Genomic DNA, 22,784 nt, shown 5'->3' with positions numbered 1-22,784 from the left:
AATGTGTGCCTAGCACATGATTAGCGGCAAAACTCAAAGCATAAGAAAATCAGCGAACGTGGGTTGTAAACTCATCAATCATCATTAATAGGATATTAATAATGAGCGGTTGAGAGTTGAACCCCACCACAGCGCAGGAATCGTACATGAATCAAGAAAAACGTATCCAGATCCTCACTCGTCTTCGCGATAACAATCCCAAACCTGAAACCGAACTCAATTTTTCAAGTCCCTTCGAACTGCTAGTGGCAGTGACGTTATCGGCCCAAGCAACAGATGTGAGCGTCAACAAGGCAACAGACAAGCTCTTTCCTGTGGCAAACACAGCCCACAGCATTTATGCCCTTGGCGTAGAAGGTTTAAAGCAATACATAAAAACCATAGGCTTATATAACAACAAAGCCATCAATGTGATCAAAGCCTGTGAGATCTTGATTGAAAAGTACAATGGCGAAGTACCAGAAAACCGCGAAGCTCTAGAGTCTCTGCCCGGCGTTGGCCGCAAGACGGCTAACGTGGTACTAAACACTGCCTTTGGTTGGCCAACCATCGCCGTCGACACCCATATTTTCCGCCTCGCCAATCGCACTAAATTCGCGCCCGGCAAGAACGTAGTCGAAGTGGAAGAGAAAATGCTAAAAGTCGTGCCGGCAGAATTTAAAGTCGATGTGCACCACTGGTTTATCCTGCACGGACGCTACACTTGCCTTGCGCGCAAACCCCGCTGTGGCAGCTGTATCATTGAAGACTTGTGTGAATTTAAAGAAAAAATATACCCTGAAGAATAAGCTTCGAATCAACTGAGTGGAGCAAATTGACGTTTCAGTGTTGTTTTCACATTGATTAGACTGGATTTCAGACAAACAAAAAGCCGCAATAGCGGCTTTTTTGCTTAACTTGGAACTGGGTTAACTCAAACTTGTATTAGTCGTTAAAACATTGAAACAAAAAAAGCACTGAAAAATAAAGCAATAACAACTGTGGTGCCTAAAGCCATTTTAAGTTCGGTGTTCATCATTCACTCTCCTAGTTGGTATGGCTACATTATTATCAACCCAGTGATAAAAACCCATGTTTGTATCTGTGTTTTGTGAGCGATAGCCAATTTATCGGCAATTTTCTCTTCTAAATCCTGAAAATTCCTCTTACAGACAATCATTTCCCTATCCTAAGCGTTAATCTGGGTCAAGCGCAGTAAAAACAATGGCTGACATTTATCGAGGTCCATCTACGGATTTTTGGTATACTCCACCCCGTAATCTATTTAGAGAGAGGACCTATGTCGCAACTATTACATACTATGATCCGCGTCGGTAACTTAGAACGCAGTATTGCTTTTTATACTGAAGTGCTCGGCATGAAGCTACTTCGCACCTCTGAAAATCCAGAGTACAAATATTCTTTAGCTTTCGTGGGTTACGGTGAAGAATCCACAGGCCAAGCCGTAGTTGAACTGACCTATAACTGGGGCACTGACAAATACGATTTAGGCACAGGCTTTGGCCACTTAGCGATTGGTGATGAAGATATCTATGCCCGTTGCGCAGCGATTGCCGCAGCCGGTGGCAAAGTGACTCGTGCTCCAGGTCCTGTCGCAGGTGGTACCACTGAGATTGCGTTTGTTGAAGATCCAGACGGTTATAAAATTGAGTTCATTCAAATGAAATCAGCGACTCAAGGTTTAGGTTAAGTCCTGCTAACTGAACCCGAAAAATAGCTGAGCAAGACTATTTATTCAGCGACAAATGCCGGATCTTCATTCGGCATTTTTGTTTTTATACTTTAGATCTCACGTTAGGCACAAAGCAACATAAATCAAGCCAGTGATTTACTGCTCGCGCCATGCGTCTAAACCGACTTTATCGAAGCTTTATCTTGTGTCAGCTTACGCTCGGTTTTGTTCGCCACTTTACGGCTGAAATGACGTTTAAACCAAGGCGTGCGCCACAGCAGCAACACACTAAAACCTACGATATACAGACTCGGCTCGATGATTTCCGATTTTACCGACCAGTAAAAATGGATTGGCGCTAATATCGCGACTAAATACACCCCATTATGCAAGGTTTGCCAACGACGTCCCATCTTGCGCATCAAGGCTTTAAACGAAGTTATCGCCAAAGCGGTGACGATAAGATAAGCCACTGCGCCGACTAAAATGTACGGCCGTTTTACCACTTCACTAAACAGTAATTCCCAAGCAAATAACAGATCTAAACTAAAAAACGCCAAGATATGCAAGGTGGCATAGGCAAACACATATAACCCCACTAAACGGCGGGTCTGCATCAACAACCCTTGCTTGGTCAACTTGGCAATCGGTGAGATCAGTAAGGTCGCCGCTAGCGCATTTAATGCGCCTATGCCTGTGTAGTGAATAATGTGCTGCACGGGATCGCCACCCGCACGGCCAAGCACCACAGTGAGCACAAGGTAGACGATTGGCACTAAACCCAACAAATGAAATAACGCCTTTAGCCAAAACAAGTGCTTAGCGGTTAATCTCAACATAGGTTGTCCCCGCTTAATGGCGAATATCCAAACAACAAACCAATCATCAATAGTATTTCCTCAGATCCATGCCGTCATACAGTGAAGCCACAAACTCGCCGTAACCGTTGAACGGCTGGGTATCGATGCGGGTTGCTGAAAACAATCCCCCCTCGCCGATACGACGCTCTGTGGCTTGCGACCAGCGTGGATGATCCACCGCCGGATTAACGTTGGCATAAAATCCATACTCGTGTGAGGCAAGCTGATTCCAGCTGGTCGGCGGTTGTTTATCCATGACGCGAATTCGCACTATTGATTTAATACTCTTAAAGCCGTATTTCCACGGCACCACTAAGCGAATGGGCGCGCCGTTCTGCGGTGGCAATGTTTTGCCATACAAACCCACCGACATTAAGGTTAAATCGTTCATTGCTTCGGCTATCGTGAGGCCTTCAACATAGGGATAATGAATACCTCCACCCATTAATCGGCTCTTCTGCCCCGGCATTTGCTCGGGATCAAAAGCGGTTTCGAAGGCGACATACTTGCCCTTACTGGTGACGCCAACCTTTTTTAATAACGCCGCCAGCGGGAACCCCACCCAAGGGATCACCATAGACCAAGCTTCAACGCAGCGCAGGCGATAGTTACGCTCCTCAAGCGGGAACATTTTAGTCAGATCATTAAAATCTAAGGTTATGGGCCGTTCAACTTCACCTTCGATACGCAGTTGCCAAGGATCGACTTTAAAGCCTTGGGCATTATTGAAGGGATCTTGTTTGTCCGTACCAAATTCGTAGAAATTATTATGCTGCGTCACTTTATCAAACGGGGTTAACACATCGGCGGCACCGTACTGCTTATTGGATTGAAACGTCAGTGGCGTAGTGATAAATGAGGACTTAGGTTGATCGCCAAATAGATCGAATAATCCAGCCTGCACATAACCGGGCACGCTGGCACCGATAGCACCGAGTCCCATGGCTTTTACAATTTGCCGACGCGAGCGAAATACCGCTTCGGGCGTCACTTGATTGTCTTGCATGTGCCACTGCGCTTTTTTAAGAATACCTGGGGTAAAACGGGAATGTTTAGCCAATTGACACCTCTACCATCCAATGATTAAAGCCACCGAGTCGCGATAAAAACCTTCTCTGGCGCTCGTCTGTATCGCTCACTCTTATATAGACAGGTAAAAGCCAGAAAAACTTTCCACCCGTGAATAAATTCACCTTAAACGTATAAGACTTGCTCATTCAAGCATTAAGCGCAGATATAGTTGATTAAAGGGCTTGAAGCCTGTTGGGGGGCATGCGAACCTAAGCGCCAAAGCTAAAGGAGTGCTATTGATCATGCCATTTTCTCAATCTTTTTCTGTCGCCGAAATCATCGGCCTTCTCGCCATTGCCTTCTTAGGCCTGTTGATCGGTGCTCTGCTCAATCAAAGACTCACCCGCCAACGCTGGCAACTACACAAAGACCAACTTGAGCAAGAAATGCGTCAAGTAAATGAAGATGCGGAATTATCCTTAGCACAACAGCAAATTTTGGTCGATGACAAAGAAGCGCAATTACGTCAATACCAGCAACGCCTTGAGCTCAAAATTGAACAACTGGGCAAAGCCGAGGCCTTAGCCGAACGCGTTCCCACCTTAGAGCAGCAATTAAATGATAGCCAGCGCCGTCAGTTAGAGATCCAATTAGCCCTGTCGAAATCCAATGCCATGCAGCAAACCATTCAAGCCAAGGCCGATGCCCAGCAAGAATCGCTGCAGGATAAAATTGCCAGCTTAGAATCGGCCGAAGTGCGTTTACAAACCCAATTTGAAAACCTCGCAAACCGTATTTTTGAAGAACGTAGCGAAAACTTTAAGCACCAAAATGCCAGCCAACTCGAAGGCGTACTTGGGCCATTAAAACAACAACTTGAAGGATTCAGACAGCAAATTCGTGAATCCTACACCCACGAACAATCCGAGCGCAGCGCCCTCAAACATCAGCTTGAGCACTTAAGGGAGCTCAATCTGAAGATGAGCCAAGATGCTATCAACCTGACCAAAGCGCTCAAGGGCGATAACAAGCAACAAGGTAATTGGGGTGAAGTGATCCTCGATCGCGTACTGCAGGAAAGCGGCCTACGTGAAGGCCATGAGTACCATACTCAGCAAGATCTCAAGGATGATAGCGGTAAACGCTTTAAGCCGGATGTGATTGTGCATCTGCCAGAAAATAAAGATGTGGTCATCGATGCTAAGATGTCGTTGGTTAGTTATGAGCGCTACTTCAACAGTGAAGATCCGGCACTGCGCCAACAGGCCATTAACGAGCATGTCATTTCAATTCGCAGTCACATTAAAGGCTTAAGTCAAAAGGATTATCAACATCTGCATGGCCTTAAGAGTCTCGATTATGTGTTGATGTTTATTCCTATCGAACCGGCATTTTTACTGGCATTGGAGCATGATCCTAGCCTAGTCAATTTTGCCCTTGAGCAAAATATCATGCTCGTTAGTCCAACGAATTTGTTGGTGGCCCTGCGCACAATTAACAATATTTGGCGCTACGAATATCAAAATCAACACGCACAAACCATTGCAAAACAAGCGGGTCGAATTTACGACAAGTTATGTGGTTATATTGAAGACATGGAAAAACTCGGCCGCGCCTTAGATAATGCGGAGAAAACCTATCACAGTGCAATGAACAAGCTGTCATCGGGCAAAGGCAACCTAGTGCGTCAAGCCCATTTAATGCAGCAGCTCGGGGTCGATACCAGCAAACAACTGGATAAAATGCTGCTAGAAAAAGCACTCAATGAAGCCCAAGACGATAACGACACTCAGGATGACGACGCTGAACTTAATCTATCGCAGACCCGCGATCCTAAGGACACAGAACTCGAGCCTGTCGAGTGCAATGATAGATAACAAGAATTGAACACCCATTAATTACCTCAAATCGATACGGACATGTCGATTGATACCTTGATGCCCGGAGGCAAACGCTCCATGTGCAAAGCAGTTATAAATGTGGTTATATCCAGTGCAATATTGCTCGCAGGCGCATTGAATGCCCCTGCTGCACTTGCGTTAACATCAACGCAGAAAACCTTTCTTGAGGCCGAAAAAGCCCTGAAGAAGCAAGATTATGCAACCTATAAACCCCTACGGGCAAAACTAGGTAATTATCCGCTCGCGATTTATTTAGATCATGATATCGACATAGGTGCTCTTAATGCCTTACAGGGTTATGCAGCTAAAGCCTTGATTGAAAAATATGAAACCACACCCATGTACAATAGGTTACGGTCTAAATATTTAAACAATGCTGGTAGCCAAAAACGCTGGAATGATTATCTTGCGATCACCCCAGAAGCGCCTACCGACATCCGCCTGCAGTGTTATTACTATGAGGCGAAACTCGCCAAGGGCGATCTAAAAACGGCTTATGCGGCCGCACAATCACTTTGGGTATTTGGGGGTTCGCGACCAAAGGAATGTGATCCTCTTTTCAACACATGGACCAAAGCCGGTAAACGCACGCAAGATGTCGTATGGGCGCGAATGATGCTGAGTTTCGAGGCTGGCGAAACGAGTTTACTGAGTTTTTTATCCCAAAAAATCACCACCCATAGTAACGAAGCTAAGCGTTTAGTCGCCGTCTATAAAGATCCTAATAGCCTGCGCCATACCGAAAAGTTTAAAGATAAAAATCCCATTGTCGGTGACATAGTTGCCGCAGGATTAAAACGCCTTGCCCGTAAGGATCTCGACCAAGCTATTAATTTGTATGAACGGTATCAAAAGGCCCATCGTTTTACCCCAGAACAAGCACAGCAACTCGATAAATACCTTGTTCGCCGCATTTTAATTGAACAAGATGATAACTATAAAAACTATGTCGACAATGTGCTCACTGAGCTGAAAAATGACGACTTATTTGAGCGCCGTTTAAGATGGGCTATCCGCGATCACGACATGCGCAGTATTGCCCGTTACTTGAACCTACTCCAACCAGAAACCTTGGCAAAGGAACGTTGGCAATACTGGCTTTATCGCACCAATGCCAAAGAAGCGCCTGAAAGCGCCATAAAAGCGCTCGCGACAATCAGTAATGAACGTAATTTTTACGGTTTTGCTGCTGCGCAGTTCTTAAATAAACCGGTATCACTCAATCAAAGCCCTGAGCCTGTTGTTGATGCCAATAGCCAAAAGTTAACAGATGATCTGGGTTTTGTGCGCGTGCAAGAGCTGATGGCGCTCGACCGTTATTTTGATGCTCGCTATGAATGGATGTCACTACTAAAACGCAGTGACAATACGATGCGAGCACGCTATGGACGCTATGCCCATGAACAGGGCTGGTACGATTTTGGTGTTGAAGCCAGTATTCAAGGTAAGCTGTGGGATGATATTCCTCTACGCTTCCCTATGGCACACCAAGCCGGTTTTGAGCACGCCAGCAAAAAGCATAGGGTTAACATCGATGAGATCCGTGCGATTAGCCGCCGCGAAAGTGCATTCTATCTTTATGCGACCTCGGGCGTAGGTGCCCGTGGTCTAATGCAAATTATGCCTGCCACGGCCAAAGCTACCGCCAAAAAACACGGGGCCAGATATAGCGATCCAAAGGATCTCTACAGCGCAGAGCTTAACCTCAATCTTGGTAGCGCTTACTATGCCCAGCTGTTGAAAGAGTTTAACCAAAACCGCATCCTCGCCACGGCGGCCTATAACGCAGGTCCCTCTCGCGTGCGTCGCTGGTTATCAAACTCTGATGGCAAACTCGATGCCATGGGTTTTATCGAGGCCATTCCCTTTACTGAAACCCGTGAATATGTTCAAGCCGTCCTCAGCTATCGATTGATTTATGAGGCGCAAAAGCAAAAAGCACAGCCATTATTCAGCGAAGCTGAGCTTAAGTTTGCTTACTAACTCGTGACATGAAAAGGAACTCGATACTCAGCTGCATCGAGTTCCTACTTTTCAGCATACCCTAGGGTAAAGCTCATGCTTTAACCACCAAAAATTCTAAATGATATTCTCTAAATTCAAATAATTAGCAAAGCGAATAATTATTCAGCAATCACGCCGTTTTATCGAAAACTTGTTTGCACTGAAGGGCGTTAAATGCGAATAATTAGTATTAAAGCATTAAGAATCCCATTACACCCATGATTAACCTTAGTTCGTTAACGCTTAGCTGCGAATACCAACCCTTTGTCAATCCTCATACTTTAGCCATCGACGGCTATGAAGCCTTAGCACGCTTTTACTTGCCTAATGGTGATGCGGTTGCACCTAATATTGTGTTCGAGCAATTGCATGAATCCACAGAAATACTCGCTGCAGTTGAATATCAAGCCAAGGCATTTCAACTCATCCATGCGCCGAGTCAGCAGCGAATTTTTATCAATGTTGATCCCCACGCCGTCGATGGACCACATACCGCCAAGCTCATTCGTTTACTGTCCCACTATGAACGAGTCACAGTCGAGATCATCGAAAACACCTGCATTAACGATGCCCAGCTGGCCAGTCAATTATTCACTCAATTTAAACAAGCTAAGATACATGTGGCGCTGGATGATATTGGTGCGCCCCACTCCATGCTCAGTGTCGATCTGATGATGAACGTGGATTATCTTAAGTTTGACCGCCATTGGTTAACGCACATAACACACCCCGAGGGAGCCCAATTATTAATTGCATTGGTCAACTTTGCCAAAAAGACCCACAAACAGTGCATTTTAGAAGGCATAGAAACTGAAGCTCACTTAGCCTTTGCGCGGGATATCGGTGTCGACTTTGTCCAAGGCTTTTTGTTTAAATCCTGGTTTATTCGCCCCACCAGCAGCCAAGTACTGTGCCTTACGTAAGATCAGGCTAAAACGGTTTACATTCGCGCCACCAGCCCACTAAAGACCAAACCTAATGCTGTCGAGTAATTGATTTAGCACTAGAAATGCCACTGGATATACGGGCGATGATCCGCCATAGTGATAACGCACATCAGCTTGCAAATGCACCTTAAGCACACTTCCAAATGTATTAGGAGTCGCCCGTGGCACAATCTGGGATCAGCGAATTACTACAACAACTCGAACAAGTATTGCTGGGCAAGCCTAGGCAAATTCGTCTCGCTTTAGCCTGTATTCTCGCCCGTGGGCACCTGTTGATTGAAGACTTACCCGGTATGGGTAAAACCAGTATTTCCCATGGTATAGCCCAAAGCTTAGGTTTGAGCTATCAGCGGATCCAATTCACCAGTGACATGCTGCCTGCCGACATTCTCGGCGTATCGATTTTTGATAAACATCAAGCACAATTTATCTTTCATCCTGGACCAATTTTTAAGCAGATGATTTTGGCCGATGAAATTAATCGCGCCAGCCCTAAGACACAAAGCGCTTTACTCGAAGCGATGGCCGAACAACAAATTTCCGTCGATGGCATCACCCACAGATTGCCCAATCCTTTCTTTGTGATCGCGACTCAAAATCCCACCGATCAATCCGGTACATTTTCGCTACCAGAATCGCAGCTCGACAGATTTATGATGCGTCTGTCTATTGGTTATCCAAGCCACGATGCTGAACTCGCTATGCTTAAGAGCAATCATAACCACTTAACCTTAGATCAATTGCCCCAATGCCTGACACCGATGGCCTTAATGCAACTGCAAGAGCAGTGCGACAAGGTCAGCGCTTCCGATGCCTTACTCAATTATATTCTGGCCTTAGTGAGTTTTTCCCGTAGCCAAAGTGACAGCGTGGGGTTATCACCGCGTGCCACCAAAGCGCTATTACAAGCGGCTAAGGCATGGGCCTTTTTAGAAGGTCGACATTATTTAGTCCCAGAAGATGTGCAAGCGGTATTTTGTTGTGTAGCGGAGCATAGACTCAGAACCAGTAGCCAATTACAGGGTGAAGCCCTATCTGAGCGAATTCTCGCCAGCGTTAACCCTATTATGTAGCAAGATACTGTAATGAGGAGATATCGCTAAAGTATGCAGTTAACCCATTAAACTAAGGAAATAACTCAGAAGTGAAACGACTGATACTCCCGACTTTCATTCCGACGTTAGTCCCGATTTGGCAACGTTGGTTAGCAAGACGCTTGCCACCGAGTCCCGAAATAACCTTAAGCCATCGCAGCATTTTTATTCTGCCGAGCGGTTTTGGGTTAGTTTGGCTTGGTCTGGTTTTACTCTTATACTTATTCGGTACTAACTATCAAAACAACTTAGTCATTGGCCTCAGCATCTTACTCCTAAGCCTCTTTAATACCTGCATTCTCTACAGTTACAAAAATCTGGCCGGCTTACATGTACGGGCCACGACGCCGCCCGAAGTCTATGCGGGCGAAACCTTAACTTTTCCTGTCCTTATCAACACTCACCATAGTGGCCATAACATACAACTTAACTATCCGCATAATCGCACTTATACGGTGCAGAACGTCGGCACAGATGAACAGCAAGCGCTCGTACCCTTCGAATATCATCAGCGGGGCCAAGTGTCACCGGGTCGGCTCAAAATTGAATCCTTCTATCCCTTAGGGCTTTGCCGCGCATGGTCCCATGTGGATTTGGCCATTAGTCACTTAGTCTTTGCCCAGCCGATTGAAGCGCCGCTGCAGCTTGAGGCTGATCATACCCAGTCGGAGCAAGATCCCCTGTTACTCGCGGGTAAACATGTATCGGGGATTGATGAGTTTAAAGGCCTTAAACCCCATGTGCTCGGCGAATCCCTCAAGCAAGTGGCATGGAAACAATGGGCACAGGGTCGCGGCATGCTGACTAAAGAATTCCAGCAGCCCCAAGGTGATCCCGTCTGGTTAAGGCTCAGACCCGATACCAAACGCCTCGAAATCCAATTGAGTCAGCTAAGCTGGCAAGTCAATAAACTCACGCAACTTGAGCAGTATTTTGGCTTACATCTGCAAAACCCAATGGGAGACGATGTGCTGATCGCGCCCGCGATAGGCAATCACCATAGGATCGCCTGTCAAAAAGCCATTGCCTTGTATCCACAGCTAGCGCCGTCAGCCGTTAATTCGTCATCAGCGGCAAAGCACTCAAATAAAACGGCGAAAACCACCAGCAAGAAACGTCATATCCCGACTTCGAGGGAACAGACATGACATTAACGGCCAGCAGCACAACACCGCAAATTGGCGATAACATCAGCCGTCAGACACTCTTTTGGTTATTAATCACCAATATTGCGGTATTAAGCCCACTATTTGATAAAACCACGCCTTGGACCTTAGGCATTTGCGCAATTTGTTTGCTGTGGCGTGTGGGGATTTATGTCGGCAAAGTGGCAAAACCACCGCGTTTTTTGGTCACCAGTCTTGCGATCGGCGCCGCAACCACATTGGCACTCGTTTCAAAGGAAATCGGCTTACTCAATGCGCTAGTGAATCTGCTGCTGTTAGGTTATGCCTTAAAATACATTGAAATGCGTAATCAAAGGGATGTGCGCGTTGTCGTCCTCGCGGGCTATTTTATTATCGCGCTGACCTTTATCGACCATCAATCCCTGCTTAATACCGCGCATTTACTCGTGGTAACGCTGATCAATACCTGCGTACTCGTGACTTTGTATCAAGATAAGCAATCCTTAAAACACACGGCTTGGATCGGTGGCAAATTTTTACTCCAGAGCCTTCCCCTCGCGCTGCTGTTATTTTTAGTGTTACCGCGTCTTGCACCGCTCTGGTTAGTGCCTAACATGAAAGAAACCCAAACGGGCTTGTCCGATAGTCTAGCGATTGGTGATATAGGTAAGCTCACCCGTTCGACTGAACTTGCCTTTAGGGCGAGTTTTACCAATGCAACGCCCATTAATGCCGAGTTATATTGGCGCGCCCTCGTGATGGAGAACTATGATGGTGTCACTTGGCGCCAAGAAGCAGGGATTAAACAGTTGCAAAAAGATGCGCTGCTGTTTCCGCCCTCACGGCCCAGCCCAGCATTGATGGTCAATCATCCTGATCCCATGAGTGATCCCATGAGTAAAAGTCCTGCTCCGATAAGCAGTGAAGATCAAGAGATCGCATTAAGTAAGCAAGATAAGCATAGTATTCGTTATCAAGTGATTGCTGAGCCGAGCCACCAGCCGTGGTTATTTGGTCTCGATGTGGCCTATAGCCAAGATGATAACGTGGTCAATATGCCCGACTATCGGCTGTTGGCGCTGCGCAATATCGATCAGCGAATGAGTTATCAAGTAGAGTCTTGGCCTAAGGCTAAGATGGATCTCAGGCTATCTGCGCGGCAAAGGCAGATTAACCTCGAACTGCCGAGCCAAAGTAATCCACGCACTTTAACGTTAGCTGAGCAGTTTAAGACTCAGTATCCCGCGCCTAAGCCACGACTATGGGCCATGATGGGTCACTTTAATAGTGAGCCTTTCTTCTACACTCTCACGCCGCCTCCCCTTGGGCCGCAGCAAGTGGATGATTTCTTATTTGAAAACAAAGCCGGTTTTTGCGTGCACTATGCCGCAGCCTTCATTTTTATGGCGCGGGCCACAGGCTTACCCGCGCGTATGGTCACAGGCTATCAGGGCGGTGAATTTAATCCGCAAGCGGGTTACTACAGTGTATATCAATATATGGCCCACGCATGGGCAGAAGTCTGGCTTGAAGATGAAGGTTGGGTGCGTTTCGACCCCACCGCTATGGTGGCGCCCGATCGTATCGAACAAGGTTTCGACGCCCAATTTGATCCCGAGCAAAGTTACCTGCAGGAAAGCCCTTTTAGTAGCTTACGATTTAAATCAATGCCTTGGCTCAATGAGTTAAGACAACGTTTTGCCAGCATAGATTATTACTGGAGCGTGTGGGTACTGGGTTTTAACCAAGAGAAGCAGAATCAAGTGCTCAGTGGCATTTTAGGCGATGTGACTCACACTAAAATCGCGGTCTTTATGGGGATCTGTATCAGCCTTATCGTGCTCTATATCGCCTACAGTGCGGGCTTATTACATTTTAGAGTTCAAGGCGATCCTATTAGCACTCGTTATCAACAGATCTGTAATCGTCTTGCACACCACGGCATTAAGCGCAAAGACAGTGATGGACCAAATCAATTTGCGCAGCAGATTATTGAGCAATACCAACACAGTGCACCAAAGCTTTGCACGCTGTTCCAAACCTTGACCCAAAGTTATGTAGCGCTGAAGTACCAAGATTTACCGGCTAAAGACTATCAAGCGCATTTAACCGCATTTAAAGCGGCGGCGAAGCAACTCAACTGGTTATTGCTCAGAGCCAAAGTGAAAGATAAGTTCAATCTAGCCTAGCATTCGTCAACTGAGCTGTAACTGACGATACATCATCGGAGCAAGCACCAATAAACACCTAAAATTGCGGGTTAATTCCACAGAAGCAGCAATAGTGTTGAATCTTATAAATCAAACACATAGAATTGTTTTATTGTCACCATGCCGAGTTGCACATGCTAAAGTTAATCCAGTCCAATCAGATGGAAGTGCTCTGCGCCCATTTAGCCGCTTACCTGACCCAACCCCTTGCTTTCGCACGTCTACTGAGTAACGAGCATATTCTGGTACAGAGTCCCGGCATGTCGACTTGGCTACGCCTCGAAATCGCCAAACAGAATGGAATTGCTGCCGCACTGGAATTCCCGCTGCCATCGAGCTTTACCTGGCAGTTGTGCCATGACTTATTGCCCAATGTGCCTAAGAATAACGCCTTCACTAAGGCGGCAATGACGTGGAAGCTGATGCAACTCTTACCGCGCATGTTGCAAAATGACGCCTTTGGGCCGTTGAGACACTATCTAAGTCATCAGCAATCCAGCACAAATGCCGCCGACACGAATGAACATCTCAACGCCAGTAACCTGACGGCTGATGATATTACGCTGTACCAACTCTGTGGCCGCATCGCCGATATCTTCGACCAATACTTAGTGTATCGCCCCGATTGGATTTTAGCGTGGGAGCAAAACGAGCAGCCCGACTCACTCACCAAGCCGCTGAATGAAGACCAACGCTGGCAACCTATTTTATGGCGCGCGCTCATTGCCTTTAACCGTGATGAGCTTAATCAAAGCCATTACCACAGGGCCAACCTGCACAGTGACTTAATTGCCGCGCTGAATAATCCCGACACGTCACTCGCCAAATTGCCACAACGCCTATTTGTGTTTGGCATTTCCTCGATGGCGCCGCAAACCCTTGAAGTGCTTTACCATCTGGCAGGCCGTATCGATGTGATCGTGCTTGGCTTAAGCCCGTGTCAGCACTATTGGGGTGACATTGTTGATCCCCGTAATCGTGCCCGCATGGCGGTGCAATATGCGGGTAAACGCCAATTAGCCGAACTGTGGGAAGATAAACTCGAAGTGGGCAATCCGCTGCTTGCCAATAACGGCAAGATGGGCCGTGAATTACTCGATATGCTGCTTGAGCTCCCCGCCGAACACTGCGACTTTGGCGATGATGTGTATTGTGAGCCCTGTGACGATCCCAACTCGCCACACAGTCACGCCAGCATGCTCCACGGCGTGCAATACGATATTTTAGAGATGCAAACCTTAGACAGAGTGCTAGGGCCAGATGCCGAGCTGTACCAAAATGTCGAGAACAGACGCCTACTAAAGCGCGACGATGAATCTATTCGAGTCAAGAGTTGTCACAGCCCACTGCGGGAAATCGAAACCCTGCACGATCACTTGCTTGAGTTACTCAGCAATGATATCGACCTGACGCCTAAAGACATAGTGGTGATGATGCCCGATGTCGCCGCCTACGCGCCCTACATCGATGCCGTCTTCTCGGCGAAGCAAGGCCTGCATTACATTCCCTACGCCATTGCCGACCGCGGCGCAGCGCAGGAATCACCGCTCATCAATAGCTTTTTAAATTTACTCGGGATTAATCAGAGTCGTTTTGGTCTGACCGACATTTTGAGCATACTCGAAGTGCCCGCCATTTTGCGCCGTTTCCAGCTCGATGACGATGAATTGCAACTGATCCGCCGCTGGTTAGATGAAGCGGGCGTACGCTGGGGCCGCGATGAACAAAGCCGCCTTAAACAAGGTGTGCCAGCGTTTGAGCAAAACTCTTGGGCCTTTGGTATTAAAAGGCTGATTTTAGGTTACGCCTTGAGTGACGATGCGCCGCTCTACCAAGACCATCTGGTCGTCACTGGCATCGAAGGCCAATCGGCGCAGGCGCTGGGTAAGCTACTCAATTTTATTGAAGTGCTCGATGAAACGGCGCAAATACTCGCCTTACCGCAAGTGGGCGCCCTGCGTTTAGCGGAATTAACTGAGCTACTAGATGCCTTCTACGACACAGATGAAGACGAGCGCGAACAATTACAGGAAATCCGCGATGCCATTGCCACCCTAGAGCAAGAGTTACTATCGGCGGGCAGGCCCTTTGATACAAAAACGTTGGATACAAACCCGTTAGCGCCGCTAGCCCAAGAAAGCATAAGCGGACTGAGCCTCAGTATTGAAGTGCTGCAACAGTGGTTTAATCAACGCTTAACCGAATCTCGGGTCGGCCAGCGTTATCTTGCGGGAAGCGTGAACTTTTGCACCTTGATGCCGATGCGCTCGATTCCTTTTAAGGTCGTGTGTTTACTCGGCATGAATGATGGGGTTTATCCTAGGGTTCAACATCCCGTTGGCTTTGATTTAATGGCACACTTTGGTGCCCGTAAAGGCGATCGCTCCCGCCGCCTCGATGACAGATATTTGTTTTTAGAAGCCTTATTGTCGGCGCGGGAACAACTGTATATCAGCTATATTGGCCGCAGCGAACGGGATAACTCTGAACGTATCGCCTCTATGCTCGTCTCTGAGCTGATTGAATATTGTCAGCTGTGCTATTTGCCTGAAGCCCTATTGATTCAATCGCAAAACGCTTCAAGCCCCATAGACCCAGAGGATGCCGAAAAAGCCCTCTATAACGCAATTGTCAGCCACCAGCCGCTGCAACCCTTTGATCCCAAGTTGTATCAAGCCACAGTAAAAAATGATGACAAAGATGGCTCAAACATAAGCCAACATAACTCAGGCATAGGCCAAAGTTACAGCCTGCAATGGTGTCCACCCAATACGGACGCTGTGGGTACACATGCGGGCCGCTTTATCAGCGCGCAAACTCGCATTCTGCTCGAAGCGGATGAACAAGACTCAGTGCCAGATACAGAGGCACAGCCCGCTTCTGTGCACGAACAACAGCAAAGCAAACAAGTGGATGTGTCCGCCCTGATCCGTTTCTTTCGAAATCCAGCGCAGTACTTCTTCAACCGAACGCTTAAAGTCGACCTTAGTCTTAATATTCAGGCCGATGATAATGACGAGCCCTTTAGCTTGAATGCGCTAGAGCGCTATATGTTACAGGCCAAGTTACTCGACGATGCCATAGGCCAAGGTCAGACTGAGCCCGATATCGAGCTGATTAAACGCCTCAAAGCCAGTGGCACTTTGCCCATGCAGCCCTTCGATGATTTGCTACTGCGCCAATATCAGCATGATATTAAACCTTTGATTGGCAGAACCTTGTTCCTCAAGGGAGAACAAGCCAGCAGCCATGCGGATATTAAACTCGTGTTTGACTTGCCCATCACGGCGGGTAAATCCCAGCAAGTGTTACTGCAAGGCCGTATCGATGATATTAGCCCTAAGGGGTTAGTGAATTACCGTCCTGGTAGCGCCCACGGTCGCGATGTGCTGAGGTTGTACCTTCGCCACCTGTGTTTAATGGCAATGGGCCACACACATGCAAGCTATCTACTCGACATGGGGCACTTCCACGCCTTGGCTCCAATCACTGCTGAGCGCGCCCATGCGTTACTGGCCGATTTGTTGGTGTTGTTTTACCAAGGCCAACAACACCCACTGTGTTTTATGCCGCGCACGTCACTGGCCTACGTCAGCTGCGAGGGTGAGCACGATGAGCGTTTGCAGCAAGCGTTACCCGAATGGTTAGATGAGCAAAGTCAATTGGGTGAAGGGAACGAACCCCATTACCAGCGATTATTCAGTTTCCCGCGGGATTTCTCTGAGGATAGCTTTGGCGCATTAGCCGAGCGTATCTATCGCCCTATGGTGAGTTTATATCTCAAAGACACGCTGGCTCAGCTTGAGGAATTTGCGCTCAACGATGGTATGAGCCAAGGCCCTGCTAATGAACACGCGACTGACACACAAGCTCTCGCACCACATTTGAACCGCGATAGCGCACAGGGAGAGCAAGCATGAGTGAACAGATGCAGTTAAACGCAGCAGCGTTACATTCAGTGGCGCAGGCGCTTGATCCACTCACATTGCCCTTTGGCGGTAGTCGTCTTATTGAGGCCAGCGCTGGCACAGGTAAAACCTACACGATTTCAGGTCTTTACTTACGCCTATTGCTTGGTGATGGCATTCCTGCGCCGCTCACCTGCGAACAAATTCTCGTAGTAACTTTCACCAATGCGGCCACCGAAGAGCTAAGGGATCGTATTCGCCGCCGTATTCAAGTCGCCTTTAAGTGCTTCTTAGGGCTAACGATTGCCGATCCCTTTGTGCAGGCGTTGTATGACAACACCCCAGAGAGTGAACGCGCCATTGCCCTGCGGCGGTTCGATCTCGCCCTTAAATCACTCGACGAAGCAGCAATTTTTACCATCCACGGTTTCTGTCAGCGAATTTTATCGGATCTCGCCTTTGAGTCTTCCTTGCTGTTCGAATCGGACTTTACCTTGGACGACAGCGAATTTTTGCACCATGCGGTGCGGGATTTTTGGCGTGAGGCCTGTTATCCGCTGCCCGATTACTTAGCGCAAATCATTGCCAAGGAATTTGGCGAGCCCGATGGTTTAGTCAAACAGTTGCGACCGCTCCTTGGCGCCAGTCAAGCAAAGCCTTTGAAATCCGCGCTTAAGTTTGATGCCTTAGCCCTGTCACTACGCCAAAGTTTAGAGCGCTTTAAATTAGCTTGGCCACGGGGACGCGATGGCTTATTGGCATTGCTTTACAGTTTGCCACTCAATGGCACCCGCTTTGGCAAGGCAACGGATAAGTACCCCAAACTCGCCGCCATGTTCGATGCGCTGGATAACTGGCTCGCTTTCGGTCATGGGTTGCCGCCGCTGAAAGAGTTAGAAGCCTTATCGCTGTCTGAGTTAAAACTCAACAAGGGCGGCGTGATCCCAAGTGTAAGCGAAGCGCCGCTAATGGATCATATGGAGCAACTCGCCACATTGATTGCCGCCATTAAACCAGCATTTTTATATAGCGCGAAACTTGGCATAAGCGAGCGATTTGCCCAGCAAAAGCAGCAAAAAAATGTGCTGACCCCAGATGATTTACTCACGACATTAGCGAGCGCGTTAAACGCTAATAATGAAACCTTGCCCAAAGCCGTGGCAACACGTTTTCCCGTCGCGCTTATTGATGAATTCCAAGATACCGATCCGCTGCAATTTGCGATTTTCTCTGGTATCTACCAAGACCGCTACTCGTTTGCAAAGCAAGGTGCTGACGCTACAGAAAATAAGCTCAGCCTGTTGATGATTGGCGATCCTAAGCAAGCTATTTATGCCTTTCGCGGCGCCGATATCCATACCTATATTGAGGCCCGTCATCATACGCAGGCCCACTATCATCTGGATACCAACTACCGCTCAAGCGCAAACATGGTCGCTGGGGTTAACCATCTGTTTAGCCAGCATCACGATCCGTTTATCAGTCAGTCGATCCCCTTTGATAGCGTGAAAACGCCCAGCAGTGCCAAGGAGAAAACTCTCACTGAAAAAACCGTCAATCCAGCTGCCTTAAGATTAAGACTCTTAAGCGAAAGCGCAGAAAACGGCCTCAACAAAACCACCGCCAGACACTTGCTCGCCGAAGATACCGCGGCGGAGATCACCCGTTTACTGACAGATGCGGCCAATGGCGAATGCCACAGCCCGAAAGGGCCTTTAATCGCTAAAGACATCGCTATCTTAGTGCGGGATCGCAACGAGGCGGCGGTGATGAAAACCGCACTGAGTAAACGTCACATAGGCGCAGTGTTTTTAAGCCGCGACAGTGTGTTCGATACCCTTGAAGCGCGGGAAATGGCGTTAATTTTGCGATCTCTGGCAAACCCTAAGGATGAGCGGGCACTGCGCAGCGCCCTAGCCACGGCATTATTGGGCTACAGCGCTGAGCAAATTCATGCCTTTAACCAAGATGAAGAACACAGACAGCTGTTATTAGAGCAGTTTTTTAACTTACACCAAGTGTGGCAAAAACGCGGCATCATGCCCGCGCTATTAAGCCTTGCCAATAACACTAAGTTGATTGACCGTTTACTGCACACCGCCAGTGCTGAGGTAGATGCTCAAGAGCAAGATGCCACAAACGGTGAGCGCCGCCTGACGGATTTTCGCCACCTTGCCGAGCTATTACAGCAAAAGGCCACCGAACTTGATGGTATTAGCGCCCTGCTCAATTGGTATGAACAGCAACTGATTGATAACACAGGCACCGATGAACAGCAGCTGCGTCTTGAAAGCGAGCAGAATCTGGTGCAAATTGTGACTATCCATAAGAGTAAGGGCCTTGAGTATCCCGTGTGTTTTGTGCCCTTTGTCAGCCTAGCCCGTGACAATCGCCGCCGCCCGACGCCTATGCTGTACCACAGAACTAACGATGCAGGTGAGCAAGAGCTAGTATGGGATATCGAAGGCACGGATGAGGGTTGGGAGCGCGCAAAACAAGAAACCTTGGCCGAAGACTTGCGCCTTTTGTATGTGGCGCTCACTCGCCCTGTGTATTTGTGTTACTTGTATATCGCCAACCACAGTCGTCAGCTTAAAAATGGTCTCAAAAGTCAGCTGCATGAAACCGCTATCGGCTATCTATTGGGCATAGGCGACTCAGAATGTGACTTTGCCCGTATCTGCAATGCTGCGCAGCAGCTCGCCCAAGATGTGGAAGCCATAAGTATTGATAAGGTGCCCGATGACATAGACGAGCGCCCATTGCCCTCAAGCCAAGACATAGCGCAAATACTGAGCGCGAAAGCCTTAACCCGCCAATACCGCACGCCGTGGCGAGTCGGCAGTTATTCAGGTCTCGTTAAAAATACCAGCCATGGTAAAGCCGCGCCGGGCGCCGATGATGAAATATTAGGTACGCTTGAATATACGGCTGCGCAAACACTCTCTATTCCTAATGAGGCAAGCCATGAGCTGCAGGATGGCATGCTCAATCGCTTTAACTTTGAGCGCGGCGCCAATGCCGGTAGCTTTATGCATTTAGTGTTAGAAGAGATTGATTTTACGCAGGCAGAAATCGACTTACCGCTGCAATTGCCTAAAGCCATGCTGCAATACGGTATCGCGCCCGAATGGCAAACAGTATTACATACTTGGTATTTGGATGTGCTGCATGCACCGCTCTGCGCGATACCGCACGCCTTAGAGTCGCAGGTCACGGGGCATGTAAGCGCCGTCAAACCTGCTCATCCAGATCTGTGCTTAGCCAAGTTATCGCCGCAGAATACCTTAGTCGAAATGGAGTTTTATTTACCCTTACGCGAACTTAAAGATACTGAGCTCAATGCGCTACTGCAGCAATTTGGCTATGAGTCGACACTTAAGTTTGATGATCTCAAGGGCATGCTCAAAGGCTTTATCGATTTAACCTTTGAATACCAAGGTCAATATTATATCGCCGACTATAAGTCGAATCATTTAGGCGACAACATCAATGCCTATCATCAGAGCGCGCTGCAAAGCGCAATAACCGATCACAGGTACGATTTGCAGTACATTCTCTATTCATTGGCGCTACACAGGTATTTGAGTTTACGCCTGCCAAGTTATGACTACGACAGCCACATAGGCGGTTGTTATTACTTGTTCTTACGGGGAATGTCGGCTCAATATCCCGGCTATGGTATTTATTACGACAAGCCGCCGAAGGCACTTATTCTCGCGCTAGATTCACTTTTTAATGACAATTTATTTCACAGCAAATTGGCTCGTGCAATCGATACAGGAGTCACGGCATGATGCGCTCAACCCAAGGGCTAAATGCACATTCACTCACAGCGGCGAAATGGATAGACCATGGCACAATTCAGCTTACAGCGCCGCTGCCAGAGCTGTTAAAACAGTGGGAGCAAGAACGACTGCTCACACCGCTCGATCGACATTTCGCACTCGAAATGAGTCTCTTACATCCAAGCGACAGCCAACAACCCTTATTTATTTTGCTATGTGCGCTATTAAGCCAGCAATTATCTTCACAGCACAGTTGCCTAGTGCTCGCCCATATTGTGCCACTCAATCCCATGGCCGAACAAAATAGCCATTGTAAAATCACCTTAAGCCTCGAAGCACTCACAGAGACCTTGCAAACCTTTGATGCCGTCGGCCAAGCAGGCAGTAACAAACCGCTTATTTTTGATAATGGCAGACTCTATTTACAACGTTATCATCAATTTGAAACCTCAGTGGCCGCCTCATTAATCCGCTTGTCCGGAAGTGTATCTAGGCAATTATCTGAAGAAACAAGCCACCAAAAGCAACCGCAAATCGCTAAGTTGAGGTCACTGCTAGATCAACTGTTCCCTGCCAATGTGAGCGATCCCCATTCACTCACTACCAATGTACTCACTAACAGTGAAGACACAGCACCCATTGATTGGCAAAAGGTCGCAACGGCCACAGCGCTGGGTAAAAAACTGTCAGTGATCACTGGCGGCCCAGGTACGGGTAAAACCACCACTGTAACTAAACTTTTGTTATTGCTACAAATGGAATCACAGCAGGAAATCCGTTTAGTCGCGCCAACGGGAAAAGCGGCGGCTCGCTTAAGCGAATCAATCAAAGCCTCAAAAGCGCGTCTAGCGAAGGAACTCAGCGCCCATGCTAATGTTATTGATGAAGTTCGCAATAGAAATAGCCAAGACTTTTTAACGGCTCTGGGCCGCATTCCAGAGGAAGCTTCAACCTTACACAGACTGCTTGGGGTGATCCCCAATTCGCCGCACTTTCGCCACCATCAAAGTAATCCGCTTAGGCTCGACTTATTGATTGTCGACGAAGCCTCTATGGTCGATTTGCCCATGATGTATAAATTGCTGAGCGCATTGCCTGAGCACGCCAGTTTGATTTTACTCGGCGATCAAGACCAACTCGCCTCGGTTGAGGCTGGCGCTGTGCTCGCCGATATTTGTGCGGGCCTTAAAATACCAGTAGATCCCAATAACCTTGCGCAAAATAACATAGTGTCAAGCAGCCCTGCTCTGTGGCAAATGCGCTATTCCAAGGAACAAGCCGAGCGTCTGAGTGCTTTAACAGGTTTTGAGTTAACGCCCTATATCAGCGACGCCCCTAAGCTTGGCGATAGCTTATGTATGCTAATGCACAGCCACAGATTTAAAGGCGATGCAGGGATTGGACTGCTTGCTAGCGCCGTCAATCGTGCTGATCTTCAAGGTATTTTGCAGGTATGGCAACAGGGACCTGCAGAATTGAGCTGGTTAGAACACAGTATGGTCGTAAGCCAAACCCAAGCCAAAGTGAGCGAGTCTGCTAATAATATGGGACTCAATTCACTTCTGGAGCAGGCCTGCCAGCAATATGGCACTTATCTCAGCGCCTTGAATAGCGATACGAGTAATAGTGATTTAAGCAAGCGTCCAAGCACAGCTGACATCATTGAACGCTTTAACCAGTACCGTATTCTATGTGCTATGCGCTCGGGCGATTATGGGGTTGAAGGCATTAATCAGTATGTGACTCAAGCACTGGCCAATGCCAAGCTGATTAAACCGCTACAGGAGTTTTATCTGGGTCGGCCCATTATCATCCAAAGCAATGACTATAACTTAGGCCTTTTTAACGGTGATATCGGATTGATTTTGCAGGATGAAGATAAACCCGAACGTTTAATGGCGCACTTCATCAAGGCCGATGGCAGCCTATTAAAAGTCTTGCCAGCCCGTTTGCCCAGCCATGAAACCTGTTATGCCATGACAGTACACAAAAGCCAAGGCAGCGAATTTAGCCGTGTGGCCTTAGTATTGCCGCCGAGCCCCAGCCTAGCCCAATGGCAACTGCTGACCAAAGAGTTGGTCTACACCGCCATCACCCGCGCTAAAGTCCACTTTACCTGCTTAGGCACCCAGCACGTATTCGAGCGGGCCAGTAGCCAAGCAACCCAACGCGCATCGGGTCTTGCCGACCGCCTTTGGGGGTAAATGAAGCTTTGTGGTCAATGGGGAACACTTTAGGAACTACATTTTAAGATATGGCTTT

13 protein-coding genes are annotated in these 22,784 nt (G+C 47.9%); 11 read left to right on the top strand and 2 right to left on the bottom strand.

Annotation, left to right across the window (positions count from 1 at the left end):
* Positions 1-146 precede the first annotated feature (146 nt).
* Together nth and gloA are read left to right on the top strand one after the other, a co-directional pair.
* Complete coding sequence (gene nth / locus HUB64_RS06990; RefSeq protein ID WP_168825144.1) at positions 147-788, top strand: endonuclease III; 642 nt, start codon at positions 147-149, stop codon at positions 786-788.
* Between the two features lie 491 nt (positions 789-1,279).
* Positions 1,280-1,690 carry a lactoylglutathione lyase gene (gloA, locus tag HUB64_RS06985; protein ID WP_006087315.1) on the top strand — a complete coding sequence of 137 codons (411 nt, stop codon included), beginning with the start codon at positions 1,280-1,282 and terminating at the stop codon, positions 1,688-1,690.
* A 158-nt stretch (positions 1,691-1,848) separates the two neighbouring features.
* On the opposite strand, the gene msrQ is transcribed toward gloA, so the two are convergent.
* Both msrQ and msrP read right to left on the bottom strand, forming a co-directional pair.
* Positions 1,849-2,511: a protein-methionine-sulfoxide reductase heme-binding subunit MsrQ gene (gene msrQ / locus HUB64_RS06980; protein WP_105252441.1), complete on the bottom strand. Its 663-nt coding sequence runs from the start codon at positions 2,509-2,511 to the stop codon at positions 1,849-1,851.
* A gap of 46 nt (positions 2,512-2,557) precedes the next feature.
* Entirely contained in the window at positions 2,558-3,592 is a 1,035-nt protein-coding gene (gene msrP / locus HUB64_RS06975) for a protein-methionine-sulfoxide reductase catalytic subunit MsrP (RefSeq protein ID WP_173496681.1), read from the bottom strand.
* Positions 3,593-3,845: 253 nt separating this feature from the next.
* On the opposite strand from msrP, the gene rmuC reads away from it, so the two are divergent.
* From rmuC to recD, 9 genes are all read left to right on the top strand, one after another.
* Entirely contained in the window at positions 3,846-5,420 is a 1,575-nt protein-coding gene (gene rmuC / locus HUB64_RS06970; protein ID WP_173496680.1) for a DNA recombination protein RmuC, read from the top strand.
* 81 nt (positions 5,421-5,501) lie between these two features.
* On the top strand, positions 5,502-7,427 hold the full coding sequence (locus tag HUB64_RS06965; protein ID WP_028760024.1) for a transglycosylase SLT domain-containing protein: 1,926 nt from the start codon (positions 5,502-5,504) through the stop codon (positions 7,425-7,427).
* A gap of 239 nt (positions 7,428-7,666) precedes the next feature.
* Positions 7,667-8,371: an EAL domain-containing protein gene (locus tag HUB64_RS06960; RefSeq protein ID WP_131524978.1), complete on the top strand. Its 705-nt coding sequence runs from the start codon at positions 7,667-7,669 to the stop codon at positions 8,369-8,371.
* Between the two features lie 185 nt (positions 8,372-8,556).
* Complete coding sequence (locus HUB64_RS06955) at positions 8,557-9,468, top strand: MoxR family ATPase (protein ID WP_028760026.1); 912 nt, start codon at positions 8,557-8,559, stop codon at positions 9,466-9,468.
* A gap of 71 nt (positions 9,469-9,539) precedes the next feature.
* The gene (locus tag HUB64_RS06950) at positions 9,540-10,637 is read left to right on the top strand and encodes a DUF58 domain-containing protein (RefSeq protein WP_173496679.1); all 1,098 of its coding nucleotides are present in this window, start codon (positions 9,540-9,542) and stop codon (positions 10,635-10,637) included.
* Positions 10,634-12,805: a DUF3488 and transglutaminase-like domain-containing protein gene (locus HUB64_RS06945; protein ID WP_173496678.1), complete on the top strand. Its 2,172-nt coding sequence runs from the start codon at positions 10,634-10,636 to the stop codon at positions 12,803-12,805. Before HUB64_RS06950 ends, HUB64_RS06945 begins: the two co-directional genes overlap by 4 nt.
* Positions 12,806-12,960: 155 nt before the next feature.
* Positions 12,961-16,746 (top strand): exodeoxyribonuclease V subunit gamma, encoded by a 3,786-nt coding sequence (gene recC, locus HUB64_RS06940; RefSeq protein WP_173496677.1) that lies wholly within the window; start codon positions 12,961-12,963, stop codon positions 16,744-16,746.
* Positions 16,743-20,531 carry an exodeoxyribonuclease V subunit beta gene (recB, locus tag HUB64_RS06935; RefSeq protein WP_173496676.1) on the top strand — a complete coding sequence of 1,263 codons (3,789 nt, stop codon included), beginning with the start codon at positions 16,743-16,745 and terminating at the stop codon, positions 20,529-20,531. Before recC ends, recB begins: the two co-directional genes overlap by 4 nt.
* A complete protein-coding gene (gene recD / locus HUB64_RS06930) occupies positions 20,528-22,726 on the top strand; it encodes an exodeoxyribonuclease V subunit alpha (RefSeq protein WP_173496675.1) in 2,199 nt (732 codons plus the stop codon). The genes recB and recD overlap by 4 nt, the downstream gene beginning before the upstream one ends.
* Positions 22,727-22,784 lie beyond the last annotated feature (58 nt).

The organism is Shewanella sp. ISTPL2 (assembly GCF_013283205.1).
In the GTDB taxonomy this organism is placed as follows: Bacteria; Pseudomonadota; Gammaproteobacteria; order Enterobacterales; family Shewanellaceae; genus Shewanella; species Shewanella oncorhynchi.
The sequence above is the reverse complement of the archived record's forward strand: the minus strand, read 5'-3'. Positions and strand labels throughout refer to the sequence as shown.